Source organism: Stenotrophomonas sp. YJH_SMC_32 (assembly GCF_059369975.1).
The window spans coordinates 144,342-164,855 of sequence record NZ_JCAFTE010000002.1 but is presented as its reverse complement, the minus strand read 5'-3'; the positions used below and the strand labels follow the sequence as shown (position 1 = coordinate 164,855).

Annotated in this window: 22 protein-coding genes and 2 tRNA genes; 12 read left to right on the top strand and 12 right to left on the bottom strand. The window is 66.9% G+C overall.

Annotated features, from left to right (window positions below; genetic code table 11):
- Nucleotides 1-14: 14 nt before the first annotated feature.
- The 8 genes from AC5P7S_RS04745 to AC5P7S_RS04710 all read right to left on the bottom strand — a co-directional run bounded on the left by AC5P7S_RS04745 (nucleotide 15) and on the right by AC5P7S_RS04710 (nucleotide 5,730).
- Nucleotides 15-91: transfer RNA gene (locus tag AC5P7S_RS04745), tRNA-Arg, on the bottom strand.
- Nucleotides 82-1,008 carry an alpha/beta hydrolase family protein gene (locus tag AC5P7S_RS04740; protein ID WP_053500057.1) on the bottom strand — a complete coding sequence of 309 codons (927 nt, stop codon included), beginning with the start codon at nucleotides 1,006-1,008 and terminating at the stop codon, nucleotides 82-84. The genes AC5P7S_RS04745 and AC5P7S_RS04740 overlap by 10 nt, the downstream gene beginning before the upstream one ends.
- A complete protein-coding gene (gene thiD, locus AC5P7S_RS04735) occupies nucleotides 1,005-1,814 on the bottom strand; it encodes a bifunctional hydroxymethylpyrimidine kinase/phosphomethylpyrimidine kinase (protein ID WP_095377456.1) in 810 nt (269 codons plus the stop codon). The genes AC5P7S_RS04740 and thiD overlap by 4 nt, the downstream gene beginning before the upstream one ends.
- 127 nt (nucleotides 1,815-1,941) lie before the next feature.
- Nucleotides 1,942-2,610 (bottom strand): YoaK family protein, encoded by a 669-nt coding sequence (locus AC5P7S_RS04730; RefSeq protein ID WP_053500054.1) that lies wholly within the window; start codon nucleotides 2,608-2,610, stop codon nucleotides 1,942-1,944.
- Nucleotides 2,611-2,622: 12 nt separating this feature from the next.
- Entirely contained in the window at nucleotides 2,623-3,129 is a 507-nt protein-coding gene (locus tag AC5P7S_RS04725; protein WP_495213608.1) for a hypothetical protein, read from the bottom strand.
- A complete protein-coding gene (locus AC5P7S_RS04720) occupies nucleotides 3,126-4,526 on the bottom strand; it encodes a PhoH family protein (protein ID WP_005416112.1) in 1,401 nt (466 codons plus the stop codon). Before AC5P7S_RS04720 ends, AC5P7S_RS04725 begins: the two co-directional genes overlap by 4 nt.
- Nucleotides 4,527-4,610: 84 nt before the next feature.
- A complete protein-coding gene (locus tag AC5P7S_RS04715; RefSeq protein WP_049411307.1) occupies nucleotides 4,611-5,090 on the bottom strand; it encodes a peroxiredoxin in 480 nt (159 codons plus the stop codon).
- A gap of 79 nt (nucleotides 5,091-5,169) precedes the next feature.
- Nucleotides 5,170-5,730, bottom strand: a complete 561-nt coding sequence (locus AC5P7S_RS04710) for a glycine cleavage system transcriptional repressor (RefSeq protein WP_005409051.1) — start codon at nucleotides 5,728-5,730, stop codon at nucleotides 5,170-5,172.
- Nucleotides 5,731-5,894: 164 nt separating this feature from the next.
- Between AC5P7S_RS04710 and dapA the strand changes: the two genes are divergently transcribed.
- The gene (dapA, locus tag AC5P7S_RS04705) at nucleotides 5,895-6,788 is read left to right on the top strand and encodes a 4-hydroxy-tetrahydrodipicolinate synthase (protein WP_005416114.1); all 894 of its coding nucleotides are present in this window, start codon (nucleotides 5,895-5,897) and stop codon (nucleotides 6,786-6,788) included.
- A 32-nt stretch (nucleotides 6,789-6,820) separates the two neighbouring features.
- On the top strand, nucleotides 6,821-7,336 hold the full coding sequence (locus AC5P7S_RS04700; RefSeq protein WP_005416115.1) for a hypothetical protein: 516 nt from the start codon (nucleotides 6,821-6,823) through the stop codon (nucleotides 7,334-7,336).
- Nucleotides 7,337-7,534: 198 nt separating this feature from the next.
- Here AC5P7S_RS04700 and fdxA read toward each other — a convergent pair whose 3' ends face one another.
- Nucleotides 7,535-7,858 carry a ferredoxin FdxA gene (fdxA, locus tag AC5P7S_RS04695; protein ID WP_005409054.1) on the bottom strand — a complete coding sequence of 108 codons (324 nt, stop codon included), beginning with the start codon at nucleotides 7,856-7,858 and terminating at the stop codon, nucleotides 7,535-7,537.
- Nucleotides 7,859-8,052: 194 nt separating this feature from the next.
- Between fdxA and AC5P7S_RS04690 the strand changes: the two genes are divergently transcribed.
- Nucleotides 8,053-9,477 (top strand): sugar porter family MFS transporter, encoded by a 1,425-nt coding sequence (locus tag AC5P7S_RS04690; protein ID WP_095377455.1) that lies wholly within the window; start codon nucleotides 8,053-8,055, stop codon nucleotides 9,475-9,477.
- Nucleotides 9,478-9,759: 282 nt separating this feature from the next.
- Here the strand turns inward: AC5P7S_RS04690 and AC5P7S_RS04685 are convergent.
- Nucleotides 9,760-9,834, bottom strand: a tRNA-Glu gene (locus AC5P7S_RS04685).
- Nucleotides 9,835-9,886: 52 nt separating this feature from the next.
- On the opposite strand from AC5P7S_RS04685, the gene pcnB reads away from it, so the two are divergent.
- The 6 genes from pcnB (at nucleotide 9,887) to pgi (ending at nucleotide 15,488) form a co-directional block, all read left to right on the top strand.
- Complete coding sequence (gene pcnB, locus AC5P7S_RS04680; RefSeq protein ID WP_095377484.1) at nucleotides 9,887-11,260, top strand: polynucleotide adenylyltransferase PcnB; 1,374 nt, start codon at nucleotides 9,887-9,889, stop codon at nucleotides 11,258-11,260.
- Between the two features lie 3 nt (nucleotides 11,261-11,263).
- Entirely contained in the window at nucleotides 11,264-11,749 is a 486-nt protein-coding gene (folK, locus tag AC5P7S_RS04675; protein WP_095377454.1) for a 2-amino-4-hydroxy-6-hydroxymethyldihydropteridine diphosphokinase, read from the top strand.
- A 34-nt stretch (nucleotides 11,750-11,783) separates the two neighbouring features.
- Nucleotides 11,784-12,599 (top strand): 3-methyl-2-oxobutanoate hydroxymethyltransferase, encoded by an 816-nt coding sequence (gene panB, locus AC5P7S_RS04670; protein ID WP_049439732.1) that lies wholly within the window; start codon nucleotides 11,784-11,786, stop codon nucleotides 12,597-12,599.
- Nucleotides 12,596-13,435 (top strand): pantoate--beta-alanine ligase, encoded by an 840-nt coding sequence (gene panC / locus AC5P7S_RS04665; protein WP_095377453.1) that lies wholly within the window; start codon nucleotides 12,596-12,598, stop codon nucleotides 13,433-13,435. The genes panB and panC overlap by 4 nt, the downstream gene beginning before the upstream one ends.
- A 161-nt stretch (nucleotides 13,436-13,596) precedes the next feature.
- Entirely contained in the window at nucleotides 13,597-13,977 is a 381-nt protein-coding gene (panD, locus tag AC5P7S_RS04660; protein ID WP_005409061.1) for an aspartate 1-decarboxylase, read from the top strand.
- Nucleotides 13,974-15,488: a glucose-6-phosphate isomerase gene (gene pgi / locus AC5P7S_RS04655; protein WP_095377452.1), complete on the top strand. Its 1,515-nt coding sequence runs from the start codon at nucleotides 13,974-13,976 to the stop codon at nucleotides 15,486-15,488. The genes panD and pgi overlap by 4 nt, the downstream gene beginning before the upstream one ends.
- A 102-nt stretch (nucleotides 15,489-15,590) precedes the next feature.
- Here the strand turns inward: pgi and AC5P7S_RS04650 are convergent, their stop codons facing one another.
- Both AC5P7S_RS04650 and AC5P7S_RS04645 read right to left on the bottom strand, forming a co-directional pair.
- Nucleotides 15,591-16,154 carry a response regulator transcription factor gene (locus AC5P7S_RS04650; protein WP_005409063.1) on the bottom strand — a complete coding sequence of 188 codons (564 nt, stop codon included), beginning with the start codon at nucleotides 16,152-16,154 and terminating at the stop codon, nucleotides 15,591-15,593.
- Complete coding sequence (locus AC5P7S_RS04645) at nucleotides 16,151-17,377, bottom strand: ATP-binding protein (protein WP_005416121.1); 1,227 nt, start codon at nucleotides 17,375-17,377, stop codon at nucleotides 16,151-16,153. Before AC5P7S_RS04645 ends, AC5P7S_RS04650 begins: the two co-directional genes overlap by 4 nt.
- A 114-nt stretch (nucleotides 17,378-17,491) precedes the next feature.
- Here AC5P7S_RS04645 and ispG point away from each other — a divergent pair, with 114 nt between their 5' ends.
- From ispG to AC5P7S_RS04630, 3 genes are all read left to right on the top strand, one after another.
- On the top strand, nucleotides 17,492-18,757 hold the full coding sequence (gene ispG, locus AC5P7S_RS04640; RefSeq protein WP_049423521.1) for a flavodoxin-dependent (E)-4-hydroxy-3-methylbut-2-enyl-diphosphate synthase: 1,266 nt from the start codon (nucleotides 17,492-17,494) through the stop codon (nucleotides 18,755-18,757).
- Nucleotides 18,738-19,517, top strand: a complete 780-nt coding sequence (locus AC5P7S_RS04635) for a phosphatase PAP2 family protein (protein WP_095377451.1) — start codon at nucleotides 18,738-18,740, stop codon at nucleotides 19,515-19,517. Before ispG ends, AC5P7S_RS04635 begins: the two co-directional genes overlap by 20 nt.
- Nucleotides 19,518-19,687: 170 nt before the next feature.
- Nucleotides 19,688-20,335: a response regulator gene (locus AC5P7S_RS04630; RefSeq protein ID WP_005416124.1), complete on the top strand. Its 648-nt coding sequence runs from the start codon at nucleotides 19,688-19,690 to the stop codon at nucleotides 20,333-20,335.
- Nucleotides 20,336-20,514 lie beyond the last annotated feature (179 nt).

Sequence of the window (20,514 nt, the reverse complement as noted above, 5' to 3'; positions counted from 1 at the left end):
GAAAACCTGTCGAGTGGTGCGCCCGGAGAGATTCGAACTCCCGACCGCCTGGTTCGTAGCCAGGTACTCTATCCAACTGAGCTACGGGCGCCCTGCGACAGGAGCGGAATTATGCGGATGTCGGCGCACACCGTCAACAGTTTTGTGAAAATTTTCATCCAACTGAATGAAAAAGCTGTCCGCCACGGCATCCGGTGCCTTGAGCCAGGCGAAGTGATCGGCGCGCGTGCCCAGTTCCTGCGCGGACAGCACGCGCAGCTTCGCGTCCACATTCGGCAGCTTTGCCAGCAACGCCTGCATCGACCCGGTCGGGGCCAACCAGTCGTGTTCCATCAGCACGGCCTGGGCGCTGCCGTGCACGCGCGCCATCTGTGCGTCGAGGTCTTCACCCATGCCCGCGGCGGCGTAGTGGTTGTTCAGGCCGACGCGCGCCCAGTCGGCGATCAGTCCGCGTGCTTCGGTGCCACCGAAGCCGAGACGACGGCCATGCAGCACGCCCTGGCGCTGCGCGATCCACGGCAGGAAACGGTAAACCAGTGGCAGCAGCCAGCCGCGCGGTGGCGGGAATCCACGCCAGAACGGTGAGCCGCTGGCCGCCAACCACAAGTGGTGGAAATGCAGAGGGTTGCGGCCGGCATGCACGCAGGCCAGCTGCCCGCCCAGGCTGTGGCCACCGATGATCCAGGGCAGGGGGCCTGCTTCCTCGTCGGCGGCCGCCATGACCGCTTGGCTGGCCGGCAGATCCTGCTCGAGTACCTCGCGATAGCCCCAGTCGTGCGCGCGCGACGGGCGTAGTGAGCTGCTGCCGTTGCCGCGCCACTCATGCAGGTAGACCGCCACGCCCTTCGCTGCCAGCGCCTGTGCCAGCGGCAGGTAGTGGCGCGCGGCCACACCCAGCGCTGGCAGCCACAACAAGCGGGCGATGGCCTGTGCGGGCATGCAGGCCATCACTTCGTAGCGATGCCCGTCGTTGCACTGCACTGGAAGGAGGGCCGGCGTCAGGTTCATGCGTGCGGTGCAGCGCCGAAGTGGTCGAGCACCAGCACCTCGCTGCGGCCGGGGGCATAGCCCTGCTGCAGGCCGCGCGCAACGTAGTCGATGCCGGCTTCGCAGGCGTTGGCCAGGCTCAGGCCGTTGCACAGCTGCGCGGCGATGGCCGAGGCCAGCGTGCAGCCAGTGCCGTGCGCATCCAGCGGCAGGCGGGCGTGGATGAATTCTTCGCTGCTCACGCCGTCGAAGTAGCGGTCGATCACGCGGTTGCCTTCCTGCAGGTGGCCACCTTTCAGTAGCACCGCACCGGCGCCCAGGTCGAGCAGGGCGGAGGCTACCTGTTCGGCGTCATCGCCGTTCCCGATCTTCCATCCGGCCAGCAGCTCCGCTTCCGGCGTGTTCGGGGTGATCAGCGTGGCCAGCGGGATCAGCCGCTCACGCATTGCCTGCAGAGCGTTGTCTTCCAGCAGGCGCGCGCCGCTGGTGGCGACCATCACGGGGTCCAGCACTACGTGCGGCGGGCGATGGCGCTCCAACGCATCGGCGACGGCATTGATCACCTCGGTGTTGGCCAGCATGCCCAGCTTCACCGCATGGATGTCGAAGTCATCGAAGCAGGCATCCAGTTGTGTACGCAGGAAATCGATCGGCGGCACGTGCACGGCTATGACGCCACGGGTGTTCTGTGCGGTCAGTGCGGCGATCGCGGAGAGCCCGTGCACGCGATGTGCTGCAAAGGCCTTCAGGTCGGCCTGGATGCCTGCGCCACCGCCGGAGTCGGAGCCGGCGATGGTGAGGGCAGATACGGGAGTGGTCGGGCTCATCCAGCGATTGTGCCGTGGTCCGGCAGGGGAAGGTAGATCCACGCCATGCGTGGATGCCTTTGATCCGTCAGGCGGGGTCAGATCCCTTTTCCGCAGGAAAAGGGATCTGACCCCCAGAGTGCGGCCCTCAATGCCGCCAGCGCGCCCACTGCTGGTACACCACATAACCCAGGCCGGTCAGGCCGGTGAGCAGGGCGGGAGCAAGCAGGGCGTCGTACTGCCAGCGCGCGAACAGCCAGGCGCCGATCACGCCGCCGGCAAGGAAGCCACTGATGATCAGGCCGCTGAGGGTCAGTCGTCGCACCTGCAACGGCAGCCCGCGCAGCAGGTGGCCCAGGCCGATGCCGAGATCGGTGAACATGCCGCTGAGATGGGTGGTGCGTACCACCGCGCCGCTGAAGGTCGTAGCCATTGCATTCTGCAGGCCGCAGGCCATGGCGGCGGCCAGTGCGCCCCAGATCTGGTGCTCTTCAAACAGCGGAATGGCCACCAGCAAAAGAGCCGATTCCAGCGCCAGTGCCACGCCGTAGCGCCGGCCCAGCTGCAGGGTGCTGTCCTGGATCAGCAGGCCGCTGAGCATCGCGCCCAGCGAGAACGCGATCAGCAGGCCCCACAGGTGGCCGACCGCGCGCCAGTCGCCCTGGGCCAATGCCATGCCGAGCTGGCTGGTGCTGCCGGTCATGTGGCTGACCGCCTGATGCTCGAACCCGAGGAAGCCGACCACGTTGACCATGCCGGCCACGCACGAGAGTGCGACCGCGCCGATCCAGACCCAGGTGGGCAGGCGTATTCCCATCGGCGAGGCCCCTCAGGGCCCGCCGAAGCCGCCGTTGAACTGCAGCTCGCTGAAGGTGTTGCTGGCCGGGTCGAACACGGCGCCCCAGAACTGTGCGCCGCCATCGCAGAAGCGGATCGCTTCACGGGCCGGATTGACGCCGCTGTCGTCAGGCAGGTGGAAGGCGTTGATGTAGATCAGCCGCTTGCCGGCGCTTTCGATGCCGACGTACTGGCGGTCGAAGTCCAGCACCTTCGGGACCTGCGCTTCCAGCGACGACAGCTTCGCCTCCAGCTGGTCGACCTGCTGCCGGCTGGGCGCCCAGTAACCCGACACCCGCCCGGCCTCGCGGCCGGGGCTGGGGCGCGAGCAGGTGTCGAGCACCTGCGCGGCGATGATCGGGCGGGTGACCACCCAGGACTGGCCGGTGCGCTCGGCGGTGGGCACGCTGGCCGGGCCGCGCGTGGTCGTACAGGCACCGAGCACGGCGGCGAGGGTGATCGCAGCCGTGGGCAGCAACAGGCGCGTGCATCGGTTCACAACACCTCCGAAGCGTAATCGGCCAGGCGCGAACGCTCGCCACGGCGCAGGGTGATGTGCGCACTATGCGGCCAGTTCTTGAAGCGGTCCACCGCGTAGGTCAGGCCCGAAGTGGTCTCGGTCAGGTACGGGGTGTCGATCTGCTCGACGTTGCCCAGGCAGACGATCTTGGTGCCGGGGCCAGCGCGGGTGATCAGCGTCTTCATCTGCTTGGGGGTGAGGTTCTGCGCCTCGTCCAGGATCAGGTAGCGTGACAGGAAGGTGCGGCCGCGCATGAAGTTCATCGAGCGGATCTTGATGCGGCTGGCCAGCAGGTCGTTGGTGGCCTGGCGGCCCCAGGTGCCGCCTTCCTGGTTGTGCGTGAGCACTTCCAGGTTGTCGGTCAACGCGCCCATCCACGGCGTCATCTTCTCTTCCTCGGTACCGGGCAGGAAGCCGATGTCCTCGCCCACGCTGACCGTGGCGCGGGTCATGATGATCTCGCGGTAGCGCTGCTGGTCCATCGTCTGCGCCAGGCCGGCGGCCAGTGCCAGCAGGGTCTTGCCGGTGCCGGCGGTGCCCAGCAGCGTGACAAAGTCGATCTCCGGGTCCATCAGTGCGTTGAGGGCGAAGTTCTGCTCGCGGTTGCGTGCGCTGATGCCCCACACGGCGTGGCTGCCGTGGCGGAAATCATCGACCAGCGACAGCACCACCTTGCCATCGCCGACGACGCGGCTGACGCGCAGCTCGACTTCATCCTCGCCTGGCAGGTAGACGTACTGGTTCGGATACCACTCCTCGCCGTCCTGTGCCTGGATTTCGTAATGCGAGCGGCCCTTGTCGCTCCAGCTGCGCAGGTCGTCGCCGTGGCGTTTCCAGAAGTCTTCCGGCAGCTCGGTAGCGCCGGTGTAGAGCAGGCTGAAATCGTCCAGCGCGCGGTCGTTCTCGTAGTCCTCGGACACGATACCGGCGATGGCGGCCTTGATCCGCAGGTTGATGTCCTTGGAGACGAACACCACCGGCAGGTCGGGGGTTTCTTCCTTCAGGGCCAGGATCGCGCCGAGGATGGCGTTGTCCGGGATCACCTTGCCGAAGCTCTTGCCAGCATCGAAATGACTGGTCTGGAAGCGCAGCTTGCCGGCGCTCTGCTTGCCGCGCAGCTGCAGGCCATTGGGCCGCTGCAGCGGAATGCCGTCGGCCAGGTTGTCCAGCCCGGAGGCCTGCACCAGCTCGTTGAGGAAGCGGCTCACCTGGCGGGCGTTGCGGCTCGCCTCGGAGGTGCCCTTCTTGCCGTTGTCCAGCTCTTCGATCACCTGCATGGGCAGGTAGACGTCGTGCTCCTCGAATTTGAACAGCGCGGTGGGATCGTGCATCAGCACGTTGGTATCCAGCACGTAGATGCGCTTGCCTCGGGTCATCGTCGATTCCTGGTTACGGACAGGGAAAAACCACCACGGCCTGCTGCGGGGCAGGGTGATGGCAGACACAGTAGGCAGTGGGACTCACTTGGACTGGGAGGCCTTCAGTTCGGCGAGAACGGCATCGGCATGGCCGGCAACCTTGACCTTGCGCCAGGACTGCACGATGCGGCTGTCGGGGGAAATCAGGAAGGTACTGCGTTCGATGCCACGTACCTGCTTGCCGTACATGTTCTTCATCCTGATCACGTCGAAGGCGCTGCACAGCGCTTCGTCGCCATCGCTGACCAGCGGGAAGTTGAAGCCCTGCTTGGCACAGAAGTTGTCGTGCGACTTCACCGAGTCGCGCGAGACGCCCAGCACGACGGCGCCGGCTTTCCTGAACTTCGGCAGCAGGGCGTTGAAGTCGATGCCTTCGGTGGTGCAGCCCGGGGTGCTGTCTTTGGGATAGAAGTACAGCACCAGCCATTGGCCGGCATAGTCGCCGAGGGTGGCCTGGTCGCCGCCGGACAGGGCCAGCGGCAGGGAGAGGGTGGTGCTGTCCAGGGTGTCGCCGTTGTTCATGAGGTCCTTCTGTCGAGCCTGGGTTCTTGCCATTACAGCTACATGAAACGCCACGCGCCCGTGAGAGACGCGCGAAGAATCAGAACTTCATCGGATCCATGATCGCGTCCAGGTTCAGGTGGTCGCAGAACTCGAGGAAATCGTCGCGCAGCGCGGCGATGTGCATGTTGGCCGGCACGCCGATGGTGACCTGTGCGCTGAACATTTCCGCGCCGGTCTGCATGGCGCGGTAGCGCGTGCTCTGCAGGTTCTCGATGGTGATGCCCTGGCGGTCGAAGAAGTCGGCCAGCTGGAACAGGATGCCCGGCTTGTCGGCGGCGATCACTTCGACGATGTACGGCAGCAGGTTGGACTGCGCCTGCTTGGCGGCGGTGCGGTACCAGACCAGCTTCAGGCCTTCCTCGCGCTCCAGCCGGGTCAGCATCGCTTCAAGCTTGGCCACCGAGTCCCAGGAGCCGGTGGCCAGGGCGGTGACCGAGACATCGCGGCCGACCGTGGCCAGGCGTGCATCCACCAGATTGCAGCCGCTGTCGGCGATGCGGCGGGTGACGGACAGCAGGGGGGACTCCGGATGCGTCGTATAGGCGTTGATCAGGAGGTGGTTTTCGCTCGGCGCGGGGCGCGGGGTGGTGTCGGTCAAGGCGATTCCGGGTAATGCATGCGTTAGTCTGAATGCCCGCCAGAGGCGGGGATCCACCGGTGTCCAGCATACTTGCCCGTGCTTTCGCGCCGCAAGTAACATTCAAGTCGCCCCCGGCCTTTCGTGGCGGGCGTTTTCCCTTCCCAGCCAAGAGCAGCACGTCCTTGTCCCTTTCCGGCCTCATCACCGCGCTGGCGACCCCGTTCCGGGCCGACGGCGCCCTCGATCCCGACGGTTGGCAGCGCCTGCTGCACCTGCAACTGGAAGGTGGCGTCCATGGCGTTGTCGTAGCCGGCTCTACCGGCGAAGCGGCAACGCTCACCGACGCCGAGTACGACCTGCTGCTGGCCAGCGCGGTCGAGCGCATCGGCGGCCGCATTCCGGTCCTGGCCGGTACCGGCCTTTCGGGCACTGCCAAGACCATCGAACAGACCCGTCGTGCCGCCGCCCTCGGCGCCAGCCACGCGCTGGTGGTCACGCCGCCGTACGTGCGCCCCACCCAGGCCGGTCTGATCGCGCACTACCGTGCGGTGGCCGACCAAGGCGGGCTGCCGGTCGTGCTGTACAACGTGCCCGGCCGTACCGGTTGCGACATGCAGCCTGAGACCGTGGCCGAGCTGGCCAGCCACCCCAACATCGTCGGCATCAAGGAGGCGGTGGGTGACACCGGCCGGGTGCAGGCGCTGCTCGCCCTGCGCAGCCCACAGTTCGCCGTGCTCAGCGGTGACGACGGTACGGCCGCGCGTTCGATCCAGGCCGGTATCGACGGCCTGATCTCAGTGGGTTCCAACGTGCTTCCCGGTGCCTACCGCCGGATGTGCGAGCTGGCCGCCGCACACGACCACGAAGCCACCGCGTCGTGGGATGCGCGCCTGCATCCCTTCCATGATTTCTGCGGCGTCGAACCGAACCCGATCCCGGTCAAGGCGCTGCTGCGCCGCATCGGCATCGGTCACGACCTGCGCCTGCCACTGCTGCCGTTGTCGGCAGCGCATCATCCGGCTGCCGACCATCTTGCCGGCGACATCGCCGCCCTCGAAGCCCTTTCCAGCCACTGACCTTCCGTCTTGGTCTGACCCAGGAGATTCACATGCGTCAATCCGTTTCCACCGTCCGCGTGCTGTCCTATGCCCTGCTTGCCGTGGCGGTCGCTGCCGGCACCACCGGCTGCTTCAAGCGCGGCGCCAAGGGCGACTACGCCCTGGCCCCGGAAATGCGTCCGCTGGAAGTGCCGCCGGACCTGAACCTGCCCAATGCCACCACCGACAACAAGGTGCCGACGTTGGCCTCGGCCACCAAGCCGGCGGCGCCGGTTGCTGCGGCTCCGGCAGCCGGCAGCACCGGTTTCACCATTGCCGGTGGCAAGGATGAAGCCTTCGCCAAGGTCGGTACCGCACTGGAAGGCGTGGAGGGCGTGACCATCGCCAGCCGCGCGCAGTTGCTGGGTTCGTACGACGTGGCCTACGAGGGCAGCAACTTCCTGGTCCGCGTAGTGGCCGTCGATGCCGGCGCCTACATCTCCGCGGTTGACCCGCGTGGCCTGCCGGCCACCGCCGAAGCGCCGGTGAAGCTGATCGCCGCGCTGAAGGCGAAGCTCGCCCAGTAAGGGCTGGTCGGATGGCTGCGGGCCTTGGTCCGCACCCGCTCTGGTAGCGGCCGACCTTGGTCGGCGCTTTTGTGCCAACCAAGGTTGGCACCTACCAGGTTGCGCGGTTGGCACCTGCCGGAGCGCACGGTTGGGGTCTGCCGAAGAACAGAAAAGGGCGCCCATGGGCGCCCTTTTCGTTACCGCCGTGGGCGCTTCTCAGCGCTCCAGCAGCTTCAGCTTGTCCGGCTTGCCATCCCATTCGCCGGCGTCGGCGGGCGGGTCCTTGCGCACGGTCAGCACCGGCCATTCCTTCGCCAGCTCGGCGTTGAGGGCAACGAAGCCTTCCTGTCCGGCAGGAACATCGTCCTCCGGGAAGATCGCATTGACCGGGCACTCCGGCTCGCAAAGGGTGCAGTCGATGCACTCATCCGGGTCGATCACCAGGAAGTTCGGGCCTTCGTGGAAGCAATCCACGGGGCACACTTCCACGCAATCGGTGTGTTTGCACTTGATGCAGTTTTCGGTGACGACAAAGGGCATGGGCTTGGGGGTGGATCGATTCCTGAACCTGCCAATTCTAGAACAGGTTGGCCCCCGGTGTCGGCGCGGGGCGCAGAACGGGCGTCTGGCAGGCGCGACCGTGGGAGTCATTGGCGGCACGGCGGGGGCTGTGCGACGCTGCGGGGCACTCGGTCGCCCACCGTGGCCGGACTCCCTTCCCAGCAGGATCGTCCATGTCCCAAACCCAGCCCAGCACCGCGCCCCATGGCGGTGAGAACACTGCATTCATCGTCCTGATCAGCTGCGTGGCCACCCTTGGTGGATTCCTGTTCGGTTTCGACAGTGGTGTCATCAATGGCACGGTCGATGGCCTCCGCCAGGCCTTCAACTCCAGTGAGGCGGCGCTCGGTTTCGAAGTCGCCTCGATGCTGCTGGGCTGCGCGATCGGCGCCTTCCTGGCGGGGTGGCTGGGTGATCGCCTGGGACGCCGCGGTGTCCTGATCGTGTCAGCGCTGATGTTCCTTGTCTCGGCGCTCGGTGCCGGCGCGGCCCACGCGTCCTGGCTGTTCATCGCCGCCCGCGTGCTGGGCGGTTTCGCGGTGGGCGCGGCCAGCGTGATGTCACCGGCCTACATCGCCGAAGTCGCCTCGGCGCGTTACCGCGGCCGGCTGGCCACGGTGCAGCAGATGGCGATCATCTGCGGCTTGTTTGCGGCCTTCCTCAGCAATTACCTGCTGGCGCGTGCCGCCGGCGCCTCGACCGAGCCCCTGTGGCTGGGCCATGAGGCCTGGCGCTGGATGTTCTGGATGCAGGTGCTGCCCTCGGGGCTGTTCCTCCTGTTGTTGCTGGTGATCCCGGAAAGCCCCCGTTTCCTGGTGTTGAAGGGGCGCCAGGGGCAGGCGAAGACGGTGCTGGCGCGGCTGTACGGCGAGGCCGCGGCCACGGCCAAGCAGGCCGAGATCGAGGCGAGCCTGGCCCAGGACCAGCACAAGCCGCGCTTCGGCGACCTGCGCAACAAGGCCACCGGCAAGCTGCGCCCGATCCTCTGGGTGGGTATCGGCCTGGCCATGTTCCAGCAGGTGGTCGGCATCAACGTGGTGTTCTACTACGGCGCGGTGCTGTGGCAGGCGGTGGGTTTCTCGGAAAGCGACGCGCTGCTGATCAACGTGTTGTCTGGCGCGCTGAGCATCGGTGCCTGCCTGCTGACGGTACTGCTGATCGACCGCATCGGGCGCAGGCCGCTGCTGTGGATCGGTTCGGTCGGCATGTCGGTGGCGCTGGTGCTGATGGTGGTGGCGTTTGCCAGCGGCAGCCTCGTCGATGGGCGCCTGCAGCTGTCCGATGGCATGGGGCGGCTGGCGCTGGTGGCAGCCAACGTCTACGTGGTGTTCTTCAACATGTCCTGGGGCCCGGTGATGTGGGTGATGCTGGGCGAGATGTTCCCCAACCAGATCCGCGGCCCGGCGCTGGCGGTGGCGGGTGCGGCGCAATGGACCTCGAACTTCGCGATCACCGTGACGTTCCCGATGCTGCTGGCCGGCATCGGCCTGGCCGGCGCCTATGGCATCTACGCCGTCGCGGCGATCCTCTCGATCGTCTTCGTGGTCCGCTACGTGCGCGAGACCAAGGGCAAGGAGCTGGAGCAGATGGAAGGCTGACGGCCGGCCTGTGTTTCTGCGCCTCCTTTCTTCGTGGGGAGGCGGCAGGCCAGCCGATCCAGGACACGCCGTGAACCCATCCATGGGGGGTCGATGGCGCCATCCATGGCGCCATCGAGCCCCCATGGATGGGCTTTAGCGTGTCCAGGCCAGGGTGGCCCGCCCCCTCAACGCAGGAAAAGGGAGGCGCTACTGCGACCAAACCGATCGATGCCAATGCAAACCCCGGAAAACAGAAAAGCCCGCACAAGGCGGGCTTTTTCCGGTTCCTGCTGCGGCGACTGGCGCTCCCTAGGGGACTCGAACCCCTGTTTTAGCCTTGAGAGGGCCACGTCCTAACCACTAGACGAAGGGAGCGTAACTGTGTCGCTGCCGAGGCAGGAGCGCTAGTATATGCACCTCGATGCCATTGGGCAATCCCGAAACTTCAACCGGAAGCGCCAACATCATTTCCCCTGCTACATCACCGTTCAGCCTGCGCGTCATCCCGCGCGACCAGCACACGATCTCCCGCAAGGACATCAGCCCGAACGCCCTGCGCGTGCTTTATCGCCTGCGCGATGCCGGCTTCGGCGCCTACCTTGTCGGCGGCGCGGTGCGCGACCTGCTGGTCAATGGCCAACCCAAGGATTTCGACGTGGCCACCGATGCCACGCCCGAACAGGTCAAGCAGCTGTTCCGCAACTGCCGCCTGATCGGTCGTCGGTTCCGCCTCGCCCACGTTGTGTTCGGCCGCGAAATCATCGAAGTCGCCACCTTCCGTGCCAACAGCGATGACGGCAGCGGCGACCGCGAGATGGAAAACGGCATGCTCGTGCGCGACAACGTGTACGGCACCATCGAAGACGACGCGGTCCGCCGAGACTTCACCTGCAACGCCCTGTACTACGCCATCGAGGACTTCTCGGTGCGCGACTACACCGGCGGCTTCGAAGACGTCCAGGCGCGCCTGATGAAACTGATCGGCGATCCCGAGCAGCGTTATCGGGAAGACCCGGTGCGCATGCTGCGTGCGGTGCGCCTGGCGGCCAAGCTCGGCTTCCAGATCGAAGAGGGTACCGCCGCGCCCATCCCGCACCTGGCCGGCCTGCTCAACGAAGCCGCGCCGGCGCGCCTGTTCGAGGAAGTGCTCAAGCTGTTCCTGTCCGGGCACGGCGTGGCCAGCTTCGAAGGCCTTGAGCGTTACGGCCTGCTCGACGTGCTGTTCCCGGAGAGCGCCAGGGCGCTGAAGTCCAACCGCACCGGCGCGCTGCGCCGCATGCTGGTCGAGGGCCTGGCCAACACCGATGCTCGCGTGGCCAACGACGAGCCGGTCTCGCCGGCGTTCCTGTTCGCATTGCTGCTGTGGCCGGCGTTCTGCCGCGCACAGGCGACCCTGCTCAAGCAGGGAGTGGCACCGGAAGAGGCGCAGCGCCGCGCCGCCGACCGGGTCACCGTGCAGCAGCTCAGCACCATCGCGCTGCCGCGCCGCTTCTCGCTGCCGATGCAGGAGATCTGGCTGCTGCAGTCGCGCTTCAGCTCGCGCCAGCGCAAGCGCGTATTCCGTACCCTGACCCACCCGCGCTTCCGCGCCGCGTTCGATTTCCTCAGCCTGCGCCAGGTCGCTTCGTCCGAGCATGCAGTGGATGTCGAGTTCTGGCGCGAAGCACAGGCGCAGTCCGGTCGCGAGCTGGAGTCGTCGCTGGATGCGATGCACAGTGAAGACGGCGATGACGAGAGCGGGGCACCGCGCAAGCGCCGCCGTCGCCGTCGACGTCCCGGTGCTGCTGCGGCGGGCGAGTAAGCGATGACCCTCGCCTGGATCGGCCTCGGCGCCAACCTTGGCGACGCGGCCGCGACCGTGGGCGCGGCGATTGCCGCGCTGGACGGCCTGCCGGGAACGCGCCTGCGACAGGCCTCGCGGCTCTATGCAACCCCGGCCTGGGGCAATGAAGACCAGCCGCCGTTCGTCAATGCCGTGGCTGCGGTCGAAACCACCTTGGCGGCCGATGAGTTGCTGCAGGCCATGCTGGCGCTGGAGCGGGGCTTTGGCCGCGTGCGCGATCCGGCGGTGCACTGGGGGCCGCGCGCGCTGGACCTGGACCTGCTGCTGTATGGCACGCAGGTGACCGACCTGCCCGGCCTGCAGGTACCTCATCCCTATCTGCACGAGCGTGCCTTCGTGTTGGTGCCACTGGCCGAAATCGCGCCTGATCTGGCCATTCCCGGTCATGGCAGCGTGCGGGATGCAGTGGTGCGGGTGGATGCCTGCGGGATTGCGCCGATAGGGTGATAATGACCGGGTTATCTCCCCCGGTTATCAGCACATGAGCACCCACGCAGACAGCAAGCCCTGGACCGTTCCCGCCCTGGCCGAGGCCAAGCGCAATGGCCAGAAGCTGGTCATGTTGACCGCCTACGACGCCGGCTTCGCCCGCACCTTCGATGCCAACGGCGTCGATCTGATCCTGATCGGCGATTCGCTGGGCATGGTCGTGCAGGGTCATGATTCGACCCTGCCGGTGACCGTGGCCGACATGGTCTACCACACCCGCGCCGTGGCCCGCGTGCTGCAGCGTGCGCTGCTGGTGGCCGACCTGCCGTTCGGTGCCGATGCCACCCCGGAACGCGCGCTGGATGCCTCGCTGCAGCTGCTGCAGGCCGGTGCCGAGATGGTCAAGATCGAAGGTGCCGGCTTCAAGGTCGACATCATCCGCTACCTGGTCGAGCGCGAGATTCCGGTCTGCGCGCACCTGGGCCTGACCCCGCAATCGGTGCTGCGCCTGGGCGGCTTCAAGATCCAGGGCCGCGGCGATGCTGCGCGCCAGCTGGTGGAGGATGCCAAGGCCGTGGCCGCCGCAGGCGCCAGCATCATGGTGCTTGAATGCGTGCCGACCCCGGTCGCCGCCGAAGTGACCGCTGCGGTGGATGTGCCGACCATCGGTATCGGTGCTGGCCCGCAGTGCGATGGCCAGGTGCTGGTGCTGCACGATTTCCTCGGCCTGGACAGTGGCCATCGCCGTCCCAAGTTCGTCAAGGATTTCCTTGCCGAAGGCGGCTCGGTGGCCGGTGCCACCCGCGCATTTGCCGACGCCGTGCGCGACGGCAGCTTCCCCGACGAACAGCACGCGTACGCCCAATGATCCAGACCTTCAACGAGCTCGGCGCGCTGCGCGGGCAGATCGCCCAGTGGAAGCGCGAGGGCCTGCGCGTGGCGCTGGTGCCGACCATGGGCAACCTGCATGGGGGCCACCATTCGCTGGTGACCCTGGCCCGCCAGTACGCCGACAAGGTGGTGGCGAGCATCTTCGTCAACCCGACCCAGTTCGGCCCCAACGAGGATTTCAGCCGCTACCCGCGCACGCCCGAGGCCGACGTGGCCGGGCTGGAACAGGTCGGCTGCGATGCCGTGTGGCTGCCCAGCGTGGAGGCGATGTATCCGCTGGGCGTGGACAGGACCACGCGCATGCACGCGCCGGGTGTCAGTGAAGTGCTGGAAGGTGCCAGCCGCCCGGGCCACTTCGATGGCGTGTGCACGGTGGTGGCGCGCCTGTTCCTGCAGGTGCAGCCGGACGTGGCCGTGTTCGGCCGCAAGGACTACCAGCAGCTTGCCGTGATCAAGCAGATGGTGGCCGAGCTGTCGTTCCCGATCCAGATCGTCGGTGCGGAGATCGTGCGGGACGAGGATGGCCTGGCCAAGAGTTCGCGTAACCAGTACCTGAGCGCCGAACAGCGCCCGGTCGCGGCCACCATCCACCGCACCCTGCTGGGGATGCGCGAAGGCTACGTGGCCGGGCAGGCACGTGATCGCATCGAGGCTGAGGCCACTGCCGCATTGCAGGCGGCCGGTTTCCAGGTTGACTACGCGGTGCTGCGCACTCCGGAGCTGGCCGAGCCGACCTTCGACGGCGGCGGCCGGGTGGCGCTGATCGCCGCACGGCTGGGTACCACCCGGCTGATCGACAACCTGGAGTTCTGAACTCCGGCGGCGCCGCGCGATGCATGGGGTCAGATCCCTTTCCCAGGGGAAAAGGGATCCGCCTCCGGTTTCACCGCCTACCTGAACAGGTTGCCGGCCGTAATGCCCGGCGCTGTGCGGGTGCTAGAATCCGCTCTTTCCTTTGCCGTTGCAGCGCCCCCATGCACCTGTCCCTGCTCAAGACCAAGATCCACCGCGCCACCGTCACCCATTCCGAGCTGAACTACGAAGGCTCGATCGCCATCGATGACAACCTGCTGGCTGCCACTGGCATCCGCGAGTTCGAACAGGTGCACATCTGGGACGTGACCAACGGTGCGCGCTTCTCGACCTATGCCATCCGCGCCGAAGCCGGCAGCGGCGTTGTCTCGCTCAACGGTGGCGCCGCGCGCCACGTGCAGGTCGGTGACATCATCATCATCGCCGCGTTCGCCAGCATGACCGAGCAGGAAGCTGACAGCTTCAAGCCGAAGCTGGTGTACGTTGATGGCAAGAACCAGATCACCCACACCAACGACACGATCCCGACCCAGGCCGCATGACAACGAACAACGGATTCGACTCGCTGCATTCCCACGCCCAGCGCCTGAAGGGCGCAAGCATTCCCAGCCTGCTCGCCGCCGAACCCGGCCGCGTGCAGGACCTGGCGCTGCGGGTCGGTCCGTTGTACGTCAACTTCGCCCGGCAGAAATACGATGCCGCGGCGCTGCAGGCGTTGCTGGCGCTGGCTGCCGAGCGTGATGTCGGTGGCGCCATCACCCGCCTGTTCCGTGGCGAGCAGGTCAATCTGACCGAAGGTCGCGCCGCGCTGCACACCGCGCTGCGTGGCGACGTGGTCGATGCGCCGGTGGCGGCCGAGGCCTATGCCACCGCGCATGGCATCCGCCAGCGCATGGGCGTGCTGGTGCGCGCGCTGGAAGACAGCGGCGTGACCGATGTGGTCAGTGTCGGCATCGGGGGTTCCGACCTCGGCCCGCGCCTGGTCGCCGATGCGCTGCGCCCGGTCAGCGGTGCGCGCCTGCGCGTGCATTTCGTGTCGAACGTGGACGGCGCCGCCATGCAGCGCACGCTGGCCACGCTGGATCCGGCGAAGACCGCCGGCATCCTGATCTCCAAGACCTTCGGCACGCAGGAAACGCTGCTCAACGGCCAGATCCTGCACGACTGGCTGGGTGGCAGCGAGCGCCTGTATGCGGTCAGCGCCAATCCGGAGCGCGCCGCCAAGGCCTTCGCGATCGCCGCCGATCGCGTGCTGCCGATGTGGGACTGGGTCGGTGGCCGTTATTCGCTGTGGTCGGCGGTCGGTTTCCCGATTGCGCTGGCAATCGGCTTCGAACGTTTTGAACAGTTGCTGGAAGGCGCGGCGCAGATGGATGCGCATGCGCTGGATGCACCGCTGGAGCGCAACCTGCCGGTGCTGCACGGCCTCACCGACATCTGGAACCGCAACCTGCTGGGCCATGCCACGCACGCGGTGATGACCTACGACCAGCGCCTGGCGCTGCTGCCGGCTTACCTTCAGCAGCTGGTGATGGAAAGCCTGGGCAAGCGCGTGCAGCGCGACGGCCAGCCGGTCACCGTCGACACCGTGCCGGTGTGGTGGGGTGGGGCGGGCACCGATGTGCAGCACAGCTTCTTCCAGGCGTTGCACCAGGGCACCAGCGTCGTTCCGGCCGACTTCATCGGCTGTGTGCACAACGATGATCCCTATACGATCAATCACCAGGCCTTGCTGGCCAACCTGCTGGCGCAGACCGAAGCGCTGGCCAATGGCCAGGGCAGCGAAGATCCGCACCGCGACTACCCGGGGGGCCGGCCGAGCACGCTGATCCTGCTCGACGCGCTGACCCCGCAGGCGCTGGGTGCACTGATCGCCATGTACGAGCACGCTGTGTACGTGCAGTCGGTGATCTGGAACATCAACGCCTTCGACCAGTTCGGTGTCGAACTGGGCAAGCAGCTGGCCAGTGGCCTGCTGCCGGCGCTGCAGGGCGAGGATGTGGCGGTTGCCGACCCGATGACCCGCGAGATCCTGGCGCAGTTGAAGGGCTGATGCCCGGGTAGTGCCGGCCGCTGGCCGGCATCCAGGCGATGCTTCAATCGTTCACGAGGTTGCCGGCCAGCGGCCGGCACTACCGGCGCATGGCGTGGCGTCTCACCGGCTCGGATCGCGTTCCGGGCTGGGCCGCTTGGCCAGCTTGCGCTGCAGTGAGCGCCGGTGCATGCCGAGCAGGCGTGCGGCCGCTGACACGTTGCCGCCGGTCTCGTGCATCGCCTGCTGGATGTGTTCCCACTGCAGGCGGCTGATCGGCGTCATCGCATCGGGCACTTCCATTTCGCCATCGTCGGCCGGGCCGTCGTCCTCTTCACCGAGGGCGCGCAGGATCATCGGCACCGTGGCCGGCTTCGGCAGGTAATCATCCGCGCCCAGCTTGATCGCCTCCACTGCGGTGGCGATGCTGGCATAGCCGGTCACCAGCAGGATGCGCATGTCCGCGCGCAGTGCGCGCAGCGGCTGGATCAGCGCCAGGCCGGAATCGCTGCCCAGCTTCAGGTCGATCAGCGCGAACGCCGGCGGATGCTGGCGGGCCAGTGCCAGGGCACTGGCGGCATCCTGTGCGGTCTGTGTTTCCAGGCCCTTGCGGGCCAGGCTGCGCTGCAGGGTGCGCAGGTACAGCTCGTCGTCGTCGACCAGCAGACCAAGGGTTGAGGCGCTCATGGGGTTTCCTCGCGTGGGGCCAGCGGCAGGCGGAAGCCGACGCGGCTGCCGGCCCCCTGGGCCGGGCGCATCCACATCTCGCCGTCGAGGCGTTCGATGGTGGCATGGGACAGGGCCAGGCCGACGCCCATGCCCTCGCTCTTGCTGCTGCCGAACAGCTTGCCCGGCAGCACGGCGGCACGGGCGTCGAAACCATGGCCGTAGTCGCGTACTTCGCCGATCAGGTCGTCGCCCTCGATGCGCAGGTCCAGGTCCACGCGCGGCCGGCCGGCCTTCTCGCCGGCATCGGCGGCATTGTTGAGCAGGACCATCAACAGATGGCCTACGCCCGGGTCGAGCGGCAGCCGCAGCGGCGCATCGTCATTGCGGTGCAGGTCGATGGTCGGCCGCACCAGGCGCCATTGTTCAAGTACCTGCTGGGCGCTGGAATGGCTGCGGCCCGGCGCGTCGGCCGAGGCTGGTGCGGCCAGCGCCAGCACACGTTCCCGGCACTGCACCAGCAGCTCGCGCAGGGTTTCCATGTCTTCGCGCACTTCAGGCTCTTCGCTGCGCTCGGCGACATCGTCGGCGAGCAGGGTCATGGTCGCCAGCGGTGTGTTCAGCTCATGCGCGACCGAGGCGGCATGGGTGGCCAGGGCGACGATGCCCTCGTTGCGGGCGAAGCGCTCACGCAGCGCCGACAGTTCCAGTTCGCGCTCCCGCAGGGCCAGTGCCAGGCGGGTGGAGAAGGCCAGCACCACTGTGGCGGAAATCAGGAAGTTGGCGACCACGCCCCAGCGATTGAGGTCCTGAGAGCGGAAGTAGCCGTCCGGCAGCGCCTGCCCGAAAATGCCGCTGGCGGCGTAGCCGAGCAGGCAGGCCAGCGCGACCGCCAGTGCCCAGCGCAGGGGCAGGGCGAAGGCGGCCAGCGCGATCAGGATCAGGAACAGTGAGCTGAACGGGTTGGCCATGCCGCCGCTCCAGCCCACCATCCAGGTCAGGATGATCACGTCCACCAGGATATGGCCGAATGCGGTCAGCGGCGCAGTGTCGGCCGCTTCCGGGCGCAGCTGGGTATAGACGTTGAACAGGGCCAGCACCGCCACGCCGGCCCACAACGGCAGCTGCGGCAACGGCAGGCCCAGCACCCAGGTCGCGACCAGGATGGTGGCGGCCTGGCCGCCTACGGCAAGCCAGCGCAGGCTGCACAGGGTACGGAGAAACGGGGCGTCGGGACCGGTCATTCACGCTCATCGTATGCGTTCATGCGTGTACATGCCTGCGACAATCGGCCGCAGCCGTGCCGCAGGCTGAATGCGAGTCACCCCGAATGCGGGAGTGGGCGGTAGAATGCGCCCATGCACGACGCCGTCACCCGCCCGACTCCCCCCTCCGATGCCACCGCCTGGCCCCGTCGCCAGACCCATGCCGTCCAGATCGGCGGGGTCACCGTAGGCGGAGGCAAGCCGGTGGTGGTGCAGTCGATGACCAACACCGATACCTCCGACGTGGCCTCCAGCGTGAAGCAGGTGGCCGAGTTGTGGCGTGCAGGTTCGGAGATGGTGCGGTTGACCGTCAACACCGTGGAAGCCGCTGCGGCCATTCCGCGCATCGTCGACAAGCTGGCGATGATGGGTATCGATGTACCGCTGATCGGTGACTTCCACTACAACGGCCACCAGCTGCTCACTGCCGAACCGGCATGTGCGGAAGCGTTGGCCAAGTACCGCATCAACCCGGGCAATGTCGGCTTCGGCAAGAAGAAGGACCTGCAGTTCGCCCAGTTGATCGAGTTCGCGATCCGCTACAACAAGCCGGTGCGCATCGGTGCCAACTGGGGCTCGCTGGACCAGGCCCTGGCGGCCAGGCTGATGGACGAGAACAACCTGCGCGAGCAGCCCTGGGACGCCGGCCGCGTGCTGCGTGAGGCGCTGATCCGTTCGGCGCTGGATTCGGCCGAGCAGGCCGTGGAACTGGGCCTGCCGCGCGATCGGATCGTGCTGTCGGCCAAGGTCAGTGGCGTGCAGGAACTGATCGCGGTGTACCGCGACCTGGCGCAGCGCTCGGACTTCGCCCTGCACCTGGGCCTGACCGAAGCCGGTATCGGCAGCAAGGGCATCGTCGCCTCGTCGGCAGCGCTGAGCGTGCTGCTGCAGGAAGGCATCGGTGACACTATCCGCATCTCGCTGACCCCGGAACCGGGCCAGTCGCGCACGCAGGAAGTGATCGTCGCCCAGGAACTGCTGCAGACCACCGGCCAGCGCGCCTTCACGCCGCTGGTCACGGCCTGCCCGGGCTGCGGCCGCACCACCTCCGAGTTCTTCCAGGAACTGGCCAAAGTGGTGCAGAACCATGTGCGCGAGAAGATGCCGCTGTGGAAGATCCACCACCCGGGTGCGGAGAACATGACCCTGGCGGTGATGGGCTGCATTGTCAATGGGCCGGGTGAGTCGCGCCATGCCAACATCGGCATCTCCCTGCCGGGCACGGGCGAGACGCCGGCAGCACCGGTATTCGTCGATGGCGAGAAGAAGGTGACCCTGCGTGGCGACAACATCGCCCAGGAGTTCGTCGCCCTGATCGACGATTACGTCGAACACAAATATGTCCGAAGCGCCGGATAAGCCTGCGATCCTCGCCGCTCCGGAGTCGGCCTCCGGTTTCCGCCACTGGATGGCGCGCAACGCCTGGCGCCTGGTCCTGCTGTTCGGTGGCGTACTGCTGCCGTTGGCGGGCTTCGTCGCCTTGGCTGACGAAGTGCACGAATTTGAATCGTTCCATTTCGATGCGCCGCTGCTGTGGCAGATGCATGGCCTGCATTCGCCATGGCTGGACCGCTTCTTCGTGCTCATCTCGAAACTGGGCTACGAGTGGTTCCTGATCCCTGCTGACGTGCTGATCATCGGTGCGCTGCTGGGCTACCGGCGCTGGCGCGAGGCGACCTTCGTCGCGGTCAGTTTCGCGGGATCGGCGTTGCTGAACATGGGCAGCAAGCACTTCTTCCAGCGCCAGCGCCCCAGCCTGTGGGAGTCGATTGCGCCGGAATCGACGTTCAGCTTCCCCAGCGGGCACGCCATGGGCTCGATGACCCTTGCCGCGACCCTGGTGCTGCTGGCCTGGAATACCCGCTGGCGCTGGCCGGTACTGCTGCTGGCGCCCCCGTTCAGCCTGCTGGTGAGCGTCTCACGGGTCTATCTGGGCGTGCATTATCCCTCGGACATCCTGGCCGGATGGTGTGCCGCGCTGGTTTGGGTGGTAGGGTGCTATCTGGTCATGTTCAGTCGCCGGCATCCTTGGCGACGTCGGGATTCGCCGCCAGCGACGGCCAGCGAAGCATCATCACAGGGGGGTGACGTGGATGACCCTTCCGGGGCGTCTACGTAATAGATCAGTTGTTTCGTTGCAGCAGGTTCTGCAAGACAGGGGGCAAGCACAACGCGCGTTACTGTGATGCGCAAGGCAGAACGCCTGGATCGCGTCCCGGACGCGCTTGCAGGGGTATCGGCGCCCTGCCTAGCTTGACCTGCAATGGCCCCATTCGAAGAGGTACGTGAATGACGATTCGAGTCTACCTGGTGGATGACCATGCGCTGGTCCGCACCGGGATGAAGATGATCCTGTCGGGGGAGACCGACATCGAGGTGGTGGGCGAAGCCGAGACGGGTGAAGACGCACTGCGCGACGTCCGCCAGCTGTTGCCGGACGTGGTGCTGTGCGACCTGCACCTGCCCGGTGTGAGTGGCATGGAAGTGACCGAGCGCATCGTCCGCAGCCACCGCAACACCCGCGTGGTGATCGTATCGGTGCTGGAAGACGGGCCGCTGCCGAAGCGCTTGCTGGAGGCGGGGGCCGCGGGCTACATCGGCAAGGGCTGCGATGCACAGGAGCTGCTGCGCGCGGTGCGCGATGTGGCCATGGGCCGTCGCTACCTGGGCACCAGCATCGCGCAGAACCTGGCCCTGTCGACGGTGGAGGGCAATGGATCGCCGTTCGACAGCCTGTCGCCGCGCGAACTGGAAGTAGCCTTGCTGCTGACCCAGGGCCTGCGCCAGGAAGACATCGCGCGGCGCCTGAGCCTGAGTGCCAAGACGGTGAACACGCACAAGGCGCGGTTGTTCGAGAAGATGGGGATCCACGACAACATCGCGCTGGCGCGCATGGCCAGCCAGTACGGGCTGGTGGATCCGGCGCGGCCGTTGTAAGGGTTTCGGCCAACGGCTGAGCCCCTCGCGGTGGTGCGGTTGGATTTCTGGGGTTGGCCCTGCGGAGGGACCGCGCAGGGGACGCCGTGAATCCATCGCTGAAGGCTCGGCGCGCCATCCATGGCGCTTACGCCCCTGCGCAATCCCTCCGCAGGGCTACCGACAGTTTCCGTGCGCCG

Bases quoted from the DNA above. Each gene is read 5' to 3' on its own strand.
- AC5P7S_RS04730 (WP_053500054.1), bottom strand. From the start codon at position 2,610: ATGGGAATACGCCTGCCCACCTGGGTCTGGATCGGCGCGGTCGCACTC.
- AC5P7S_RS04700 (WP_005416115.1), top strand. From the start codon at position 6,821: ATGCGTCAATCCGTTTCCACCGTCCGCGTGCTGTCCTATGCCCTGCTT.
- folK (WP_095377454.1), top strand. From the start codon at position 11,264: ATGACCCTCGCCTGGATCGGCCTCGGCGCCAACCTTGGCGACGCGGCC.
- panD (WP_005409061.1), top strand. From the start codon at position 13,597: ATGCACCTGTCCCTGCTCAAGACCAAGATCCACCGCGCCACCGTCACC.
- panB (WP_049439732.1), top strand. From the start codon at position 11,784: ATGAGCACCCACGCAGACAGCAAGCCCTGGACCGTTCCCGCCCTGGCC.
- panC (WP_095377453.1), top strand. From the start codon at position 12,596: ATGATCCAGACCTTCAACGAGCTCGGCGCGCTGCGCGGGCAGATCGCC.
- AC5P7S_RS04645 (WP_005416121.1), bottom strand. From the start codon at position 17,377: ATGACCGGTCCCGACGCCCCGTTTCTCCGTACCCTGTGCAGCCTGCGC.
- AC5P7S_RS04650 (WP_005409063.1), bottom strand. From the start codon at position 16,154: ATGAGCGCCTCAACCCTTGGTCTGCTGGTCGACGACGACGAGCTGTAC.
- AC5P7S_RS04720 (WP_005416112.1), bottom strand. From the start codon at position 4,526: ATGACCCGAGGCAAGCGCATCTACGTGCTGGATACCAACGTGCTGATG.
- AC5P7S_RS04630 (WP_005416124.1), top strand. From the start codon at position 19,688: ATGACGATTCGAGTCTACCTGGTGGATGACCATGCGCTGGTCCGCACC.
- AC5P7S_RS04635 (WP_095377451.1), top strand. From the start codon at position 18,738: ATGTCCGAAGCGCCGGATAAGCCTGCGATCCTCGCCGCTCCGGAGTCG.
- thiD (WP_095377456.1), bottom strand. From the start codon at position 1,814: ATGAGCCCGACCACTCCCGTATCTGCCCTCACCATCGCCGGCTCCGAC.
- fdxA (WP_005409054.1), bottom strand. From the start codon at position 7,858: ATGCCCTTTGTCGTCACCGAAAACTGCATCAAGTGCAAACACACCGAT.
- AC5P7S_RS04715 (WP_049411307.1), bottom strand. From the start codon at position 5,090: ATGAACAACGGCGACACCCTGGACAGCACCACCCTCTCCCTGCCGCTG.
- AC5P7S_RS04740 (WP_053500057.1), bottom strand. From the start codon at position 1,008: ATGAACCTGACGCCGGCCCTCCTTCCAGTGCAGTGCAACGACGGGCAT.
- pgi (WP_095377452.1), top strand. From the start codon at position 13,974: ATGACAACGAACAACGGATTCGACTCGCTGCATTCCCACGCCCAGCGC.
- AC5P7S_RS04690 (WP_095377455.1), top strand. From the start codon at position 8,053: ATGTCCCAAACCCAGCCCAGCACCGCGCCCCATGGCGGTGAGAACACT.
- ispG (WP_049423521.1), top strand. From the start codon at position 17,492: ATGCACGACGCCGTCACCCGCCCGACTCCCCCCTCCGATGCCACCGCC.